A 17108-nucleotide genomic window follows, 5' to 3' on the forward strand; every position below is an offset into this window, starting at 1 on the left:
TGAATTTTCGAGAGCTGCAAAAGCATAAAATGCCTGGTTATATGAAATCCGGTGCAGATTGCTCCAGACCATGTCTGAACCGTGCAATCCCGCACTGGAAATAGTATAATGGGTTTCGTGGAAGCATCTGTGTAACGGGTTTGGAACTCATCCTAGGCAGTCCGGGCGGTCGAGGATTCATGAGGCAGACTGGCTTAACCGGATTACCCCCTATTCGCTGCTATGCGGAAAGCGGAACTCGGAGACTGTCTTTCAACTGTCACTCATGCATTCCTGGTGAATGAATACTATTATTCAATCAGCAAATACTGTTTGAAGATGAGAACCTGATTTGTATACAGAAGGGAGACTGGGTCGATGGCGAAAGACGATGTAATTGAAATCGAAGGAACAGTCGTTGAGACTTTGCCTAACGCGATGTTTAAAGTGGAACTGGAGAACGGCCATACGATTCTTGCGCATGTATCTGGCAAGATCCGCATGCACTTCATCCGCATTCTGCCAGGAGATAAAGTTACAGTGGAACTCTCTCCTTACGATTTAACACGCGGTCGTATCACATACCGTTTTAAATAATCTTTTGCACTCCGGACTACTAAGGAGGTTGGGTTAGATGAAAGTGAGACCATCTGTGAAACCGATCTGCGAAAAATGTAAAGTTATTCGCAGAAACGGTAAAGTAATGGTAATCTGTGAAAATCCGAAACATAAACAAAGACAAGGCTAATAAGAAGGAGGTGCATCATACACATGGCACGTATTGCTGGTGTTGATATTCCGCGCGACAAACGCGTTGTTATTTCATTAACATACATTTTCGGTGTTGGTAAAACTACTGCTCAGAAAGTACTTGCAGGAGCTGGTATCTCAGAAGATACTCGCGTACGCGATCTTACTGAAGACGAGTTGAACAATATCCGTGAACAATTGGATCAATACAAAATTGAAGGTGACCTTCGCCGTGAAGTTTCAATGAACATCAAACGTTTGATGGAAATTGCTAGCTTCCGAGGTATCCGCCACCGCCGTGGACTTCCAGTTCGCGGACAAAATACGAAGAACAATGCGCGTACGCGTAAAGGTCCTCGTAAAACTGTAGCTAACAAGAAAAAATAATCAGTAAAGGAGGTTTCTTCTTAACATGGCACGTAAACAACAAACTCGTAAGCGTCGTGTGAAAAAGAATATCGAATCAGGTATTGCTCACATCCGCTCAACATTTAACAACACAATTGTTACGATTACAGATATGCAAGGGAACGCAGTATCATGGTCAAGCGCTGGTGCTCTAGGATTTAGAGGTTCACGTAAATCTACACCTTTCGCTGCTCAAATGGCTGCAGAAACCGCTGCTAAAACGTCAATCGAACATGGTCTTAAAACTTTAGAAGTTACTGTTAAAGGTCCTGGTTCAGGCCGTGAAGCTGCAATTCGTGCACTTCAAGCTGCTGGACTAGAAGTTACTGCAATCAGAGACGTAACTCCAGTTCCTCATAACGGTTGCCGTCCGCCTAAACGCCGTCGCGTGTAATCGTTAATTCTGAATGGGATTTTTGAACATCACGACTTGCTGGATGGATCTAAATCGTAACGAAAGTCTGTGACTATCGAATTCTTGATGAAACGAAAAAACACCGACGTTTTGAAGGAGGGTAAAATGAATGCTCGAAATAGAAAAACCAAAGATTGAAACGGTTGAGATCAGCAACGATGCCAAATTTGGCAAGTTTGTTGTTGAACCCCTTGAGCGTGGATATGGAACCACTTTAGGAAACTCCTTACGTCGAATCTTACTTTCATCTTTACCAGGCGCTGCTGTTACTTCAATTCAAATTGATGGTGTGTTGCACGAATTCTCCACTGTTGAAGGTGTAGAAGAAGATGTTGCGTCAATCATTTTGAACATAAAGAAACTGGCTCTTAAAATTTACTCTGACGAAGAAAAAGTCATTGAAATTGATGTTAAAGGTGATGGAACGGTTACGGCTGCAGATATCACTCACGATAGTGACGTGGAAATTCTGAATCCGGATCTATATATTGCATCAATCGCTAAAGGTGGCCATCTCCGTATGCGCATGTATGCGAACAGAGGCCGCGGATATGCCCGTGCAGATCAGAACAAACGTGAAGATCTTCCGATCGGCGTTATCCCGATTGACTCTATTTACACTCCAGTTTCACGCGTTAATTTCCAAGTTGAAAATACACGAGTAGGTCAACTCGCTAATTTCGATAAATTATCTCTTGATGTTTGGACAGATGGAAGCATTGGTCCAAAAGAGGCAATTGCACTTGGGGCAAAAATTTTCACTGAGCACTTAAACATTTTCGTTGGTTTGACTGATGAGGCACAAACGGCTGAAATCATGGTTGAAAAAGAAGAAGACCAAAAAGAAAAAGTCTTGGAAATGACAATCGAAGAACTTGATCTTTCGGTTCGCTCTTACAACTGCTTGAAACGTGCGGGTATCAATACGGTACACGAACTGGCAAGCAAGTCGGAAGACGACATGATGAAAGTCCGCAACCTTGGACGCAAATCACTAGAAGAAGTTAAAGTGAAGTTGGAAGATTTAGGACTAGGCCTTCGCAAAGAAGACTGATTGCCTTAAATTCTGATCCGAACTATTCAACAAAGGAGGGAAACTTCAATGAGAAAGCTTCAACGTACAAGTTCTCAACGTAAAGCACTATTACGTGACCTTACAACAGACTTAATCGTACACGAACGCATTCAAACGACTGAAGCTCGTGCGAAAGAAGTGCGTTCAACTGTAGAAAAAATGATTACGCTTGGTAAACGTGGAGATATCCATGCACGCCGTAAAGCTGCAGCATATATTCGTCGTGAGCTAGTAACATCTACGGACGCTGAAGGTAACGAAAACACAATCTTTGCTTTGCAAAAATTGTTTGATGACGTTGCTCCACGCTACGCAGAACGCCAAGGCGGTTACACGCGCATCATGAAAATGGGGCCTCGTCGCGGAGACGGCGCACCGATTGTCATTATTGAATTAGTTTAATTTGAATTACGGGGAGAGGGTTAACGCCCTCTTCTTTTAGCATAATGATTTATACGACATATATGAAAAGCTGAGTGTTATGATGAGCGAGCCGAAAGGCGGCGTCTTGTCTAGCTCTACGCACCTCATTCAACCCTGGCTTAAGCAACCGGGGAGCCATAGAGACAGAAAAGCGCATTTCTCTGAATGAGGTGCGCGCTTTTTTTATTTATACCAATATTTACAGATGCTTAGGAAACCGAGTAGAGTAGAGATGAGAACAGCCAGAGGAGGTTAGCTGAGATGACTTTGAACATAATGTCTTTTGAAAATGTGACATTTACATATATGCCAGATGATGAAACAGTAAAGCCGGCAGTTGAAGGGCTTTCCTTTTCGATTGAACAAGGGGAGTGGATCGCTCTCGTGGGCCATAACGGTTCCGGGAAATCCACCATTGCGAAATTGATGAACGGGTTGCTGTTTCCACAAAGCGGCACAGTGACCACGATGGAACAGAAGATGTCCGAAGAAAGCTTATGGGAGATCCGTTCGCAGATGGGCATGGTCTTTCAAAATCCGGACAATCAATTTGTGGGAGCGACGGTGCAAGATGATGTAGCTTTTGCTTTGGAAAACAACGGCGTCCCGCATGCAGAAATGGTGCAGCGCGTGCATGAGTCGCTGCGGCAAGTGAAGATGGAGGATTACCTGAATCATGAACCGCATCACCTCTCAGGGGGCCAGAAGCAGCGTGTGGCAATTGCAGGGGCACTTGCTTTGCGTCCGAGGCTCCTGATCTTGGATGAAGCGACTTCGATGCTCGATCCGCAAGGGCGCATGGAAGTGATTGAGACCATCCGGGAATTGCGTAAAGAGACCGGTTTGACGGTTATCTCGATTACCCATGATTTAGAGGAAGCGGCATTGGCAGATCGCATCATCGTGATGAATGCGGGCCATAAGCAATTGGAAGGAACGCCGGAAACGGTATTCTTCGCGGGCAATAAGTTAACGGATCTTGGACTGGATTTGCCGTTTGCGATGCGGATGTCAAAGCTCTTAACGGAAGCCGGCGTCCAATTGAGCAGTGAACATATGTCAGAAGACGGGCTGGTGGAGGATTTATGGACATTCTACTCCAAGAAGTAGGCTATAGCTACGCTAAAAATACGCCTTTTGAGAAAAGGGCGCTGCATCATGTGAACATCCACATTCCTTCGGGATCTTATACAGCGATTATCGGCCACACGGGATCCGGGAAATCGACCGTTCTACAGCATCTAAATGCGTTATTGAAACCGACAGAAGGCTCCGTCATCATAGGCGACCGTAAAGTGGAGGCGGGCGTTAAAGCAAAAAACCTCCGGGATATCCGCCGGCAAGTAGGGATCGTCTTTCAATTTCCGGAACAGCAATTATTTGAAGAAACGGTATTAAAAGATATCATGTTTGGGCCGATGAATTATGGCGTACCGGAAGAAGAGGCGAAACGCCGGGCTGTTGAATTAGTGGCTCAACTGGGGTTGCCGCCGGAAGTGCTTGAAAAGTCGCCATTCGATCTGTCCGGAGGGCAGATGCGCCGTGTGGCTATTGCGGGAGTTCTCGCGATGGAACCGGAAGTGCTGGTGTTGGACGAACCAACGGCAGGGCTCGATCCGAGAGGGCGCCGGGAGATTATGGATTTATTCCATCAATTGCATGTGCAAAAAGGGCTGACGACGGTATTGGTGACGCACAGCATGGAAGATGCTGCGCGGTATGCCGATCAAATCGCGATTATGCATAATGGAAAATGCGTCGTTTCCGGAGAGCCGAGAGACATTTTTGCGAATGAAGAACAATTGATGGATTACCGGCTAGAGCCGCCGCGGACAGTGAAATTGCAGCGGATGCTGGAAGAAAAGCTGGGAATCGAGTTGGACGGGATTTCGTTGACCGAAGAAGTTTTGGCGAAGAATATCGCGTTGGCTCTTGCGAAAGGGCGTGGCGCTGAATGATGGAAAAAATGATTTTCGGACGGTTTATTCCGGGAGACTCATTGGTTCACCGTTTGGACCGCGAGCTAAAATCCTATTTGTCTTCCTGTTTATCGCTATCGTCTTTGTGGCGAATAATGCCCTGACTTATCTGCTTTTGTTGGTATTCACTTTGCTCGTGGTCTTTTTATCGAAGATTCGTTTGTATTTCTTGATTAATGGATTAAAGCCGGTCTTTATTTTATTGATCTTTACGTTTCTTTTGCATATCTTCTTCACAAAAGAAGGGGATGTGCTTTTCAGCTTCTGGTTCGTTGAAGTGTATGAAGAAGGCTTAAGGCAAGGGATTTTCATTTCCATCCGGTTCTTGGTTCTGGTGTTCATTACGAGCATCCTCACCTTGACCACATCGCCGATTTCGATTACGGACGGGATTGAAGTGCTGCTGGGGCCGTTTAAGAGGGTTAAATTGCCTGTGCATGAATTGGCCTTGATGATGTCCATTTCGCTGCGCTTTATCCCGACCTTAATGGATGAAACTGGCAAGATTTTAAAAGCACAGATGGCAAGAGGTTCGGATATCGGCTCAGGTCCAATCAAAGAGCGCATCAAAGCGGTTGTGCCACTTTTGATCCCGTTATTTGTCAGTGCGTTCAAACGGGCCGAAGATCTAGCGACAGCCATGGAAGTGCGGGGCTATCGCGGCGGCGAAGGGCGGACACGCTACCGGCAGCTGGATTGGCGGCTGATTGACAGCTTGAGTTTATTGCTGCTAGCTGGGTTTACGGCTGCACTTTGGTATTTCCGCACTTAAGGAGAGAAAGCATGAAACGATTAAAAGCGAAAATCGCCTACGACGGTTCAGGATTTGCAGGATATCAAGTTCAGCCGGAATCTAGAACCGTTCAGGCAGAATTAATGAAAGTCCTAAAAACCATCCATAAGGGAGAAACGATTCAAGTGGTGGCGAGCGGGCGCACCGATTCAAAAGTGCATGCCACGGGGCAAGTGATCCACTTTGATACGCCTCTTTCGATTCCGATGAACGGTTGGCTGAAAGCGCTGAATGTTTTATTGCCGGAGGATATTCGGGTGTTCGAGATTGAAGAGGCGGATCCGGCGTTTCATGCACGCTATCATACGGCGGGCAAGACGTATCGCTATAAATGGGACCGCAGTTCAATCATCAGTCCGTTTACCCGGAATTATATGGTTCATGTCAAACAGAAGCCAGATGTTGAAGAAATGCGGAAAGCGGCGGAAGCGGTTCTCGGGACGCACGACTTCTCGAGTTTCTGTGCCGCGAATACGGCTGTAGTGGATAAAGTGCGGACTGTTCGCCGCCTGGAATTCGAAGAGCATGGGGAAGAATTGCATATGGTGATCGAAGGTACCGGCTTCCTCTATAATATGGTGCGGATTATTGCAGGTACGATGATGGAAATCGGAACGGGGCGCAGGGAGGCTTCGGAGATGGCTGGAATCATCGCCGGAGCGGATCGCAGTTTGGCTGGTAAAACCGCGTCAGCACACGGTTTATACTTGGAAAATGTGGAGTATGAAAGCTGAAGCAACTTTTCCTGGTGTTTTTATAAAAACCCTTGACTTTAAGGGCTATCCATTATATGATGATGTATGGTATTTTCATTACCCCCACGATATGCCCCGGAAGGTTATTTGTGTTTAGGGATAACGAAAAAACGGAACAACGGAACTATAGGAACATGTGATTTTAAAAAAGAGATGATATATTAGGAGGACAATATACATGCGTACAACATTCATGGCTAAAGGTCACGAAGTCGAGCGTAAATGGTTAGTTGTCGATGCAGAAGGGCAAACTCTTGGACGTTTAGCTTCTGAAGTCGCTTCAATCTTACGCGGTAAATACAAACCAACATTCACACCAAACGTTGACACAGGTGATCACGTAATCATCATCAACGCTGACAAAATCCACTTAACTGGTAAAAAGTTAACTGACAAAATCTACTATCGCCACACACAATTCAGCGGCGGGTTGAAACAGCGTACTGCACTTGAAATGCGCACAAAATACCCAACGAAAATGCTTGAATTGGCTATCAAAGGGATGCTTCCTAAAAACTCTTTAGGACGTCAAATGTTCAGAAAACTACACGTTTATGCTGGACCAGAACATGCTCACCAAGCACAACAACCAGAAGCTTACACGCTTCGCGGATAATCATTAGTAAATAAGAGGAGGATACACCTTTGGCACAAGTTCAATATTTAGGTACAGGTCGCCGTAAAAACTCAACAGCTCGCGTACGTTTAGTACCAGGAGACGGCACAATTACAATCAACAACCGTGACGTATCGGACTACGTTCCATACGAAACACTTGAGCAAATCATCAAACAACCATTAGTAGCTACTGAAACTCTTGGAAGCTATGATGTACTTGTAAACGTAAGAGGCGGAGGCTTCACAGGTCAAGCTGGAGCAGTACGCCACGGAATTGCACGCGCTCTACTTACTGTAGACCCTGCTTTCCGTCCAGCACTTAAATCTGCTGGATTGCTAACTCGTGACCCACGTATGAAAGAACGTAAGAAACCAGGTTTGCGTTCAGCTCGTCGTGCACCACAGTTCTCAAAACGTTAATATTACAGAAACCCCTTTTCTCTTTGGAGAAAAGGGGTTTTATTTTGCTTTGAAACTGGTAGAACGATATTGCTTTTAGGAATGAAAATGGGCGTCACCGATTTTCTGAGTGTCCAGCTGCGGTGCCCAATTCTTTGGGTCATAAGCCGATCCGGCTGTGCAGCAAATAAACGCCGCTTCGCCGAATCGGCTTATGCCGGTCAGAGCTAAGCGGGCACCTCCGCTTTTCTAAGTCGCATTAGATTTAATTTAAAAGTCGGTATGTTATACTTTAGGGTGAGCAAAAGTGATAGGGAGTGTTTGAGATATGTTGACTGAAGTACAAGTTCGCGAATTACTCGGAGAGCTTCAAGATCCGTTTTTACATAGATCGCTGACTGAGACAAACGGCATTACGTCCGTGAAGATAAAAGAAGAGAAAAACCACGTAAGTGTGAAACTGGCGATTGCGAAAGCAAATACACCAGAACAGATGCAGCTTCAGATGAAAGTGGTCGAAGTGCTAAAAGGAGCGGGGAGCAGGATCTGTCGGAATCCGTTTCGAAGAACTGCCGCCTGAAGCTTTAGCGCAATTCCGTGGGACTGCTAGCGAATCGGAAGCACAAGATTTATTGTCTCCGCTGAATAAAGTCGAATTCATTTCGATTGCCAGCGGTAAAGGCGGCGTCGGTAAATCAACAGTATCGGTCAACTTGGCTGTAGCATTAGCGCGCCTCGGCAAAAAAGTTGGTTTAATCGATGCGGACATCTACGGATTTAGTGTTCCAGACATGATGGGCATCGACAAATCCCCAGTCGTGCGCGGTGATACGATTATTCCGGTTGAACGTTTCGGAGTGAAAGTCATTTCGATGGGATTCTTCGTTGAAGACAATATGCCGGTTGTATGGCGTGGCCCAATGCTTGGGAAAGTCTTGGACCAATTCTTCCGTGATGTAGAATGGGGCGACCTGGACTACCTTCTATTGGATCTTCCACCAGGGACTGGAGACGTAGCGCTTGATATCCACCAGATGCTTCCTGCATCTAAAGAAATCGTTATTACTACTCCTCACCCGACTGCAGCATTTGTTGCTGCACGTGCAGGAGCGATGGCGATTCAAACCGACCATGAAGTATTAGGCGTCATTGAAAACATGTCGTGGTTTGAAAGCAAAGAAACAGGCAAGAAAGAATATTTATTCGGACAAGGCGGCGGCCCGAAACTTGCAGAAGAATTGCAAGCGCCATTGCTGGGCCAGATCCCACTTGGCCAGCCGGATTGGAACGAAGAAGATTTCGCGCCTTCGGTTTACTTGGAAGACCATCCAACTGGGAAGATCTACGGCGAAATTGCTGAACAGATCCTTGCGCAGTTTGCTAAAAAACAATAATGCTGAACCCGATTGCCTATGCCGGCTCTCGGGTTTTTCTTCTATATATGGCAAATTGTCACGACTTTCAAGCTTTGTTCACATCTTAGCTGAGAGCTCAATGGATTTTTCCTCTGGGGGTTGGTACAATCTTAAGAGGATTTTAAACAATGGAGGCATTGATGTGACGATACGAAATTGGGTCAAATTTTTCTTTAAAGCGCTTTTAATCGGTGGAGGAGTAACTGGGGTACTAGGATTATTCGTTCGCTGGGATGATATATTTTCACAAGCAGTAGCGGACGGAGCATGGGGCGAAGTATTGGCAGGCTTTGTCTGGATGGTCATTATCGGTTTAACGATGAGCATCATCAGTCAGCTTTGTTTCTTTGCCTACTTGACGGTTCACCAAATCGGCATGAACATTTTCCGTACGCTGCGGCTATGGAACTGGGTTCAGCTGTTGATCATTGCAGTAGTCATTCTCGATTTGATCGTGTTCCGTTTTGCACCTAACGCAGAAACGGTCGGACAAGTTTGGCTCTACGGCGTATTGCTGGCGATTTTATTAATCACAGCTGTGGTAACGGCTTACTTCAAAGCAAAATGGACAAACAAAGACACGTTCATCTCAGCTTTATTCTTCATGATCGTCATTACTACCGTAGAATGGCTGCCTGCATTGATGGTGGAGGCAGGGAATATCGATAGTTGGGTAACTTTGCTGTTATTCCCGTTCCTTGCGGTGAATGCTTATCAATTATTGGTCTTGCCAAAATACAATGAGCAGTCGGACATCGACCGCCAGAGATTGGAAGAGCGGCGAGCAGCTCGTAAAGCAGCGGCTCAAGCAACTGCAAAAAAATAAAAAAGCGTTTTGAACTTCTCTATATAGAAGAAGTTCAAAACGCTTTTTCTTATAAGAAAGCAATAAACGAAATCGAGGAAGATAAGGGAACTGCCAACAAATAAAATTTCAGAAAAGTATTACTTCCGAAAATCACGTTCATTCGGTTATTAAAATTGCTGATTGAAATTCCTTGGAATCGCGGTGTAATAGGGTTTTGATGAAGGGAATTCAAGAATGAAGAAAACAAAAAAAGAACTTCGGTAAAAAGTTTTCCAAAAGTGTTGACAGGAATATAAACATGCTTTAATATAATAAAAGTCGCCAAGCAACAACGAACAACACAAACAATACCGGCGGCAACATGAACCTTGAAAACTGAACAGCAAAACGTCAACAATATCGGCAACGGACTTTCGGGTCCCGCGCCACAAACTTACTGATCAGGCTTGACCAGATCAAAGCGAATCGTGCGTCTTTTCGGAGACGGCGATGCGCCAGCATTGAGCAATCAATACTACTCTATAATGGAGAGTTTGATCCTGGCTCAGGACGAACGCTGGCGGCGTGCCTAATACATGCAAGTCGAGCGGAACACTTGGAGCTTGCTCCAAGTGTTTAGCGGCGGACGGGTGAGTAACACGTGGGCAACCTGCCCTGCAGATCGGGATAACTCCGGGAAACCGGTGCTAATACCGAATAGTTTGAAGTCTCACCTGAGGCTTCACGGAAAGACGGTTTCGGCTGTCACTGCAGGATGGCCTGCTGGCGCATTAGCTAGTTGGTGGGGTAACGGCCCACCAAGGCCACGATGCGTAGCCGACCTGAGAGGGTGACCGGCCACACTGGGACTGAGACACGGCCCAGACTCCTACGGGAGGCAGCAGTAGGGAATCTTCCGCAATGGACGCAAGTCTGACGGAGCAACGCCGCGTGAGTGACGAAGGTTTTCGGATCGTAAAACTCTGTTGTGAGGGAAGAACACGTACCAACTAACTATTGGTACCTTGACGGTACCTCACCAGAAAGCCACGGCTAACTACGTGCCAGCAGCCGCGGTAATACGTAGGTGGCAAGCGTTGTCCGGAATTATTGGGCGTAAAGCGCGCGCAGGCGGTTCCTTAAGTCTGATGTGAAAGCCCACGGCTCAACCGTGGAGGGTCATTGGAAACTGGGGAACTTGAGTGCAGAAGAGGAAAGTGGAATTCCACGTGTAGCGGTGAAATGCGTAGAGATGTGGAGGAACACCAGTGGCGAAGGCGACTTTCTGGTCTGTAACTGACGCTGAGGCGCGAAAGCGTGGGGAGCAAACAGGATTAGATACCCTGGTAGTCCACGCCGTAAACGATGAGTGCTAAGTGTTAGGGGGTTTCCGCCCCTTAGTGCTGCAGCTAACGCATTAAGCACTCCGCCTGGGGAGTACGGCCGCAAGGCTGAAACTCAAAGGAATTGACGGGGGCCCGCACAAGCGGTGGAGCATGTGGTTTAATTCGAAGCAACGCGAAGAACCTTACCAGGTCTTGACATCCCGCTGACCGCCTTGGAGACAAGGCTTTCCCTTCGGGGACAGCGGTGACAGGTGGTGCATGGTTGTCGTCAGCTCGTGTCGTGAGATGTTGGGTTAAGTCCCGCAACGAGCGCAACCCTTGATCTTAGTTGCCAGCATTCAGTTGGGCACTCTAAGGTGACTGCCGGTGACAAACCGGAGGAAGGTGGGGATGACGTCAAATCATCATGCCCCTTATGACCTGGGCTACACACGTGCTACAATGGACGGTACAAAGGGCAGCCAACCCGCGAGGGGGAGCCAATCCCAGAAAACCGTTCTCAGTTCGGATTGCAGGCTGCAACTCGCCTGCATGAAGCCGGAATCGCTAGTAATCGTGGATCAGCATGCCACGGTGAATACGTTCCCGGGCCTTGTACACACCGCCCGTCACACCACGAGAGTTTGTAACACCCGAAGTCGGTGGGGTAACCCTAGTGGAGCCAGCCGCCGAAGGTGGGACAGATGATTGGGGTGAAGTCGTAACAAGGTAGCCGTATCGGAAGGTGCGGCTGGATCACCTCCTTTCTAAGGATTTATTCGGAAACAAGATCTTAGATCTTGTGTTGACGTTTTGCGTTCAGTTTTGAAGGTTCACCCTTCAGGCGTGAGCCTGTTTTGTGACTTCAAACTTGTTCTTTGAAAACTGGATAAAACGACATTGAAACAAATGAAAACAAGCAATTCATGCAAGCACGATCCCAATTGGGATCCACTTTTTAACAAACCACTTGGTTAAGTTAGAAAGGGCGCACGGTGAATGCCTTGGCACTAGGAGCCGAAGAAGGACGGCACTAACACCGATATGCTTCGGGGAGCTGTAAGTGAGCGATGATCCGGAGATTTCCGAATGGGGGAACCCACCGCCTTTAATGGGGCGGTATCCATGTGTGAATACATAGCACATGAGAAGGCAGACCCAGGGAACTGAAACATCTAAGTACCTGGAGGAAGAGAAAGCAAATGCGATTCCCTGAGTAGCGGCGAGCGAAACGGGAACAGCCCAAACCAAGAGGCTTGCCTCTTGGGGTTGTAGGACACTCATTGCGGAGTTACAAAATCCGAATTTAAGCGAAGCGACCTGGAACGGTCCGCGAGACAAGGTAACAGCCCTGTAGCTGAAAGGTTCGGATCTCCCGAGTGGATCCTGAGTACGGCGGAACACGTGAAATTCCGTCGGAATCCGGGAGGACCATCTCCCAAGGCTAAATACTCCCTAGTGACCGATAGTGAACCAGTACCGTGAGGGAAAGGTGAAAAGCACCCCGGAAGGGGAGTGAAACAGATCCTGAAACCGTGTGCCTACAAGTAGTCAAAGCCCGTTAATGGGTGATGGCGTGCCTTTTGTAGAATGAACCGGCGAGTTACGATTGCATGCAAGGTTAAGCTGAGAAGGCGGAGCCGCAGCGAAAGCGAGTCTGAATAGGGCGAATGAGTATGCAGTTGTAGACCCGAAACCAGGTGATCTACCCATGTCCAGGGTGAAGGTAAGGTAACACTTACTGGAGGCCCGAACCCACGCACGTTGAAAAGTGCGGGGATGAGGTGTGGGTAGCGGAGAAATTCCAATCGAACCTGGAGATAGCTGGTTCTCTCCGAAATAGCTTTAGGGCTAGCCTCAATCTTGAGAATCCTGGAGGTAGAGCACTGTTTGGACTAGGGGCCCATCCCGGGTTACCGAATTCAGACAAACTCCGAATGCCAGTGATTTATGATTGGGAGTCAGACTGCGAGTGATAAGATCCGTAGTCAAGAGGGAAACAGCCCAGACCACCAGCTAAGGTCCCCAAATATCCGTTAAGTGGAAAAGGATGTGGCGTTGCTTAGACAACCAGGATGTTGGCTTAGAAGCAGCCATCATTTAAAGAGTGCGTAATAGCTCACTGGTCGAGTGACACTGCGCCGAAAATGTACCGGGGCTAAACGGATTACCGAAGCTGTGGATGGACCTCATCTGAGGTCCGTGGTAGGAGAGCGTTCTAAGGGCGTTGAAGTCAGACCGGAAGGACTGGTGGAGCGCTTAGAAGTGAGAATGCCGGTATGAGTAACGAAAGACGGGTGAGAATCCCGTCCACCGAATGCCTAAGGTTTCCTGAGGAAGGCTCGTCCGCTCAGGGTCAGTCGGGACCTAAGTCGAGGCCGATAGGCGTAGACGATGGACAACAGGTTGATATTCCTGTACCACCTCCCCGCCGTTTGAGCAATGGGGGGACGCAGAAGGATAAGGTGAGCGCGCCGTTGGTTGTGCGCGTCCAAGCAGTGAGGCGTGGAATGAGGCAAATCCCATTCCTGATACGTTAAGCTGTGACGGCAAGAGGATTCATCCTCGAGTCCCTGATTTCACACTGCCAAGAAAAGCCTCTAGCGAGGGGAGGTGCCCGTACCGCAAACCGACACAGGTAGGCGAGAAGAGAATTCTAAGGTGAGCGAGTGAACTCTCGTTAAGGAACTCGGCAAAATGACCCCGTAACTTCGGGAGAAGGGGTGCTCTGGTAGGGTGTTACAGCCCGAGAGAGCCGCAGTGAATAGGCCCAGGCGACTGTTTAGCAAAAACACAGGTCTCTGCAAAACCGTAAGGTGACGTATAGGGGCTGACGCCTGCCCGGTGCTGGAAGGTTAAGGGGAGTGCTTAGCGCAAGCGAAGGTGCGAACTGAAGCCCCAGTAAACGGCGGCCGTAACTATAACGGTCCTAAGGTAGCGAAATTCCTTGTCGGGTAAGTTCCGACCCGCACGAAAGGCGTAACGATCTGGGCACTGTCTCAACGAGAGACTCGGTGAAATTATAGTACCTGTGAAGATGCAGGTTACCCGCGACAGGACGGAAAGACCCCGTGGAGCTTTACTGTAGCCTGATATTGAATTTTGGTGCAACTTGTACAGGATAGGTAGGAGCCTTTGAGCCCGGAGCGCCAGCTTCGGAGGAGGCGTCGGTGGGATACTACCCTGGTTGTATTGAAATTCTAACCCACACCCCTGATCGGGGTGGGAGACAGTGTCAGGCGGGCAGTTTGACTGGGGCGGTCGCCTCCTAAAGAGTAACGGAGGCGCCCAAAGGTTCCCTCAGAATGGTTGGAAATCATTCGCAGAGTGTAAAGGCACAAGGGAGCTTGACTGCGAGACGTACAGGTCGAGCAGGGTCGAAAGACGGGCTTAGTGATCCGGTGGTCCCGCATGGAAGGGCCATCGCTCAACGGATAAAAGCTACCCCGGGGATAACAGGCTTATCTCCCCCAAGAGTCCACATCGACGGGGAGGTTTGGCACCTCGATGTCGGCTCATCGCATCCTGGGGCTGTAGTCGGTCCCAAGGGTTGGGCTGTTCGCCCATTAAAGCGGTACGCGAGCTGGGTTCAGAACGTCGTGAGACAGTTCGGTCCCTATCCGTCGCGGCGCAGGAAATTTGAGAGGAGCTGTCCTTAGTACGAGAGGACCGGGATGGACACACCGCTGGTGTACCAGTTGTTCTGCCAAGGGCATCGCTGGGTAGCTATGTGTGGCCGGGATAAGTGCTGAAAGCATCTAAGCACGAAGCCCCCCTCAAGATGAGATTTCCCATTGCGCAAGCAAGTAAGATCCCTCAAAGACGATGAGGTAGATAGGTTCGAGGTGGAAGCGTGGCGACACGTGCAGCTGACGAATACTAATCGATCGAGGACTTAACCAAAATGCTTTTTGAAGAGCGCGTTGCGTTTGTTTCATGTCGAATATCCAGTTTTGAGTGAACAAGTCACTCTGAAAAAAATAGTCCAGTGATGATGGCAAAGAGGCCACACCCGTTCCCATCCCGAACACGGAAGTTAAGCTCTTTTGCGCCGATGGTAGTTGGGGGTCTCCCCCTGTGAGAGTAGGACGTCGCTGGGCTATTCTATGTTTTTTTTACCGCAACGAATCTTTTACCTTGCTTCCATAGCTCAGCAGGTAGAGTGCTTCCATGGTAAGGAAGAGGTCACCGGTTCGAACCCGGTTGGAAGCTTTTTGATTTCCATAAGGTTTTGTAGATTGGTGAGAGACTGTTATACTATTTATATTGGCCCCTTGGTCAAGCGGTTAAGACACCGCCCTTTCACGGCGGTAACACGGGTTCGAATCCCGTAGGGGTCACCAAATTGTTTTTTAAAAACAATTTATAGAAATAAATTTTGATTTTCGTGGAGGATTAGCTCAGCTGGGAGAGCATCTGCCTTACAAGCAGAGGGTCGGCGGTTCGATCCCGTCATCCTCCACCATTCTTCTCGGTGGGGTAGCGAAGTGGCTAAACGCGGCGGACTGTAAATCCGCTCCTTCGGGTTCGGCAGTTCGAATCTGCCCCCCACCACCAGTTTTATCTTTGGGGTATAGCCAAGCGGTAAGGCAACGGGTTTTGATCCCGTCATGCCCTGGTTCGAATCCAGGTACCCCAGCCATTTTTTTCGAGCCATTAGCTCAGTTGGTAGAGCATCTGACTTTTAATCAGAGGGTCGAAGGTTCGAATCCTTCATGGCTCATTTTTATTTTTTTCCTGCGCCTGTTCAGCGCGGGGCCTTAGCTCAGCTGGGAGAGCGCGACGCTGGCAGTGTCGAGGTCAGGGGTTCGAGCCCCCTAGGCTCCATTGTTCCATGTGTATTTGTACTATCCATGTGTAAAAACCCGTTTCCATTAACTTGGAGACGGGTTTTTTTTAGTTAGTTTCCAATGTATTCGGATTGCGGCCGGAAAATGACATTGTCCCGCTGCTGTTCGAGTACGTGAGCAGTCCAGCCGACTATGCGAGCGACACTGAAAGTGGGTGTGAATAAAGCCGGCGGCATATCGATCGAGCGCATAATGGCAGCTGCATAAAATTCAACATTTGTGTAAAGGGCGCGCCCCGGTTTTCGTTCATTCAGCAAGCGGATGATTTCCTGTTCTGCAGATACGGCTAAATCGAGCCAAGGGTCTTCGCCTGCGAGTGCCAAACAAGTTTCACGCAATAAAATGGAACGCGGATCTTCTGTCCGGTAAATGCGATGGCCGAACCCCATGATTTTCTCTCCTTCATCAAGTTTATGGGCAATGACGGGTTCAATTCGTTCGGGAGATTGGATTTCTTCCAACAGATCGATGACACCAGAAGGAGCGCCGCCATGCAAGGGGCCTTTCATCGTTCCGATCGCTGATGTGATGGCTGACACCATATCCGATTCGGTAGAAACCGTCACCCGTGCGGCGAAAGTGGAGGCGTTCATGCCGTGCTCCATGGTCAATTTTAAATAAGTTTCCAATGCCTCAATTTGGGCAGCTGTCGGCTCTGTACCTTTTAACATCCATAAATAATTGGCCGTGTGGTTCAAATCTTCCCGAGCATCGATGGGTGGGAGTCCTTGCTGTAAGCGGTAGAGTAAAGCCGTTAAAACCGGAAAGACTGAAACGAGAGATAACGCTTGTTGCTCAGGAGTTGTACGTGAAAATTCTTGTTGGCTATAAGCTGAAAGTAAAGTACGCAGCCCGTCCATGATAGGGGCTTCTTTTGGCAGCAATTTCGCGATTTCCAAGATGTGTTCCGGTACTTTCCGGTATTTAATGAAAGAAGCTTCCCAGTCTTCAAGTTCTGTAGCGCTTGCGCTATGCCCATGCCATAAGAAATAAGCCGTTTCTTCAAATGATTTTCCTTTGATCACTTCATGCACTAATTTTCCGCGATAGCGTAATTCCCCTTTATCCCCGTCGACAGATGCAATGCCTGTCTGGACCGCTACTACACCTTTTAAGCCTTTTTGGAACATGTTCCTT

13 protein-coding genes, 7 tRNA genes, 3 rRNA genes and 2 pseudogenes are annotated in these 17108 nt (G+C 48.1%); 24 read left to right on the forward strand and 1 reads right to left on the reverse strand.

The genetic code is table 11. The annotated features are described in order from the left end of the window. Positions 1-357: 357 nt before the first annotated feature. From infA to L0M13_RS00445, 24 genes and pseudogenes are all read left to right on the forward strand, one after another. Complete coding sequence (gene infA, locus L0M13_RS00330; protein ID WP_006828950.1) at positions 358-576, forward strand: translation initiation factor IF-1; 219 nt, start codon at positions 358-360, stop codon at positions 574-576. Positions 577-613: 37 nt separating this feature from the next. Then, entirely contained in the window at positions 614-727 is a 114-nt protein-coding gene (rpmJ, locus tag L0M13_RS00335; protein ID WP_006828951.1) for a 50S ribosomal protein L36, read from the forward strand. 23 nt (positions 728-750) lie between these two features. Further along, complete coding sequence (gene rpsM / locus L0M13_RS00340; RefSeq protein ID WP_052654076.1) at positions 751-1116, forward strand: 30S ribosomal protein S13; 366 nt, start codon at positions 751-753, stop codon at positions 1114-1116. A gap of 25 nt (positions 1117-1141) precedes the next feature. After that, complete coding sequence (gene rpsK / locus L0M13_RS00345; RefSeq protein ID WP_052654071.1) at positions 1142-1531, forward strand: 30S ribosomal protein S11; 390 nt, start codon at positions 1142-1144, stop codon at positions 1529-1531. Positions 1532-1661: 130 nt separating this feature from the next. After that, on the forward strand, positions 1662-2606 hold the full coding sequence (locus tag L0M13_RS00350; protein WP_052654068.1) for a DNA-directed RNA polymerase subunit alpha: 945 nt from the start codon (positions 1662-1664) through the stop codon (positions 2604-2606). A gap of 48 nt (positions 2607-2654) precedes the next feature. After that, positions 2655-3029 carry a 50S ribosomal protein L17 gene (gene rplQ, locus L0M13_RS00355; RefSeq protein ID WP_052654065.1) on the forward strand — a complete coding sequence of 125 codons (375 nt, stop codon included), beginning with the start codon at positions 2655-2657 and terminating at the stop codon, positions 3027-3029. A 282-nt stretch (positions 3030-3311) separates the two neighbouring features. Then, a complete protein-coding gene (locus L0M13_RS00360) occupies positions 3312-4160 on the forward strand; it encodes an energy-coupling factor ABC transporter ATP-binding protein (RefSeq protein WP_235197820.1) in 849 nt (282 codons plus the stop codon). Continuing rightward, complete coding sequence (locus L0M13_RS00365) at positions 4136-5008, forward strand: energy-coupling factor ABC transporter ATP-binding protein (protein ID WP_235197821.1); 873 nt, start codon at positions 4136-4138, stop codon at positions 5006-5008. Before L0M13_RS00360 ends, L0M13_RS00365 begins: the two co-directional genes overlap by 25 nt. Beyond that, positions 5005-5801, forward strand: a pseudogene (locus tag L0M13_RS00370) (energy-coupling factor transporter transmembrane component T family protein). The gene L0M13_RS00365 and the pseudogene L0M13_RS00370 overlap by 4 nt, the downstream one beginning before the upstream one ends. Before the next feature lie 11 nt (positions 5802-5812). Continuing rightward, a complete protein-coding gene (gene truA / locus L0M13_RS00375; protein WP_235197822.1) occupies positions 5813-6556 on the forward strand; it encodes a tRNA pseudouridine(38-40) synthase TruA in 744 nt (247 codons plus the stop codon). A 199-nt stretch (positions 6557-6755) separates the two neighbouring features. Then, on the forward strand, positions 6756-7193 hold the full coding sequence (rplM, locus tag L0M13_RS00380; RefSeq protein ID WP_235197823.1) for a 50S ribosomal protein L13: 438 nt from the start codon (positions 6756-6758) through the stop codon (positions 7191-7193). 29 nt (positions 7194-7222) lie between these two features. Next, on the forward strand, positions 7223-7615 hold the full coding sequence (gene rpsI, locus L0M13_RS00385; RefSeq protein ID WP_033542771.1) for a 30S ribosomal protein S9: 393 nt from the start codon (positions 7223-7225) through the stop codon (positions 7613-7615). A gap of 307 nt (positions 7616-7922) precedes the next feature. After that, positions 7923-8988, forward strand: a pseudogene (locus L0M13_RS00390) (P-loop NTPase). A gap of 163 nt (positions 8989-9151) precedes the next feature. Further along, entirely contained in the window at positions 9152-9835 is a 684-nt protein-coding gene (locus L0M13_RS00395) for a KinB-signaling pathway activation protein (RefSeq protein WP_235197824.1), read from the forward strand. Between the two features lie 503 nt (positions 9836-10338). Beyond that, positions 10339-11888 (forward strand): 16S ribosomal RNA (locus tag L0M13_RS00400). A 205-nt stretch (positions 11889-12093) separates the two neighbouring features. Beyond that, positions 12094-15024: ribosomal RNA gene (locus tag L0M13_RS00405) — 23S ribosomal RNA — on the forward strand. 81 nt (positions 15025-15105) lie between these two features. Continuing rightward, positions 15106-15221 (forward strand): 5S ribosomal RNA (gene rrf, locus L0M13_RS00410). The 16S, 23S and 5S rRNA genes sit together here with 7 tRNA genes alongside, the layout of an rRNA operon. A 39-nt stretch (positions 15222-15260) precedes the next feature. Continuing rightward, positions 15261-15333, forward strand: a tRNA-Thr gene (locus L0M13_RS00415). A 56-nt stretch (positions 15334-15389) separates the two neighbouring features. Next, positions 15390-15464: transfer RNA gene (locus L0M13_RS00420), tRNA-Glu, on the forward strand. Between the two features lie 46 nt (positions 15465-15510). Continuing rightward, a tRNA-Val gene (locus L0M13_RS00425) sits at positions 15511-15586 on the forward strand. 8 nt (positions 15587-15594) lie between these two features. Beyond that, positions 15595-15678: transfer RNA gene (locus L0M13_RS00430), tRNA-Tyr, on the forward strand. A 10-nt stretch (positions 15679-15688) separates the two neighbouring features. Continuing rightward, positions 15689-15763, forward strand: a tRNA-Gln gene (locus L0M13_RS00435). Positions 15764-15771: 8 nt separating this feature from the next. Then, a tRNA-Lys gene (locus L0M13_RS00440) sits at positions 15772-15844 on the forward strand. A 31-nt stretch (positions 15845-15875) separates the two neighbouring features. Further along, a tRNA-Ala gene (locus tag L0M13_RS00445) sits at positions 15876-15948 on the forward strand. Between the two features lie 73 nt (positions 15949-16021). On the opposite strand, the gene L0M13_RS00450 is transcribed toward L0M13_RS00445, so the two are convergent. Next, positions 16022-17101 (reverse strand): citrate synthase/methylcitrate synthase, encoded by a 1080-nt coding sequence (locus L0M13_RS00450; RefSeq protein WP_235197825.1) that lies wholly within the window; start codon positions 17099-17101, stop codon positions 16022-16024. Positions 17102-17108 lie beyond the last annotated feature (7 nt).

The organism is Planococcus sp. 107-1 (assembly GCF_021513255.1).
Classification (GTDB): Bacteria; Bacillota; Bacilli; order Bacillales_A; family Planococcaceae; genus Planococcus.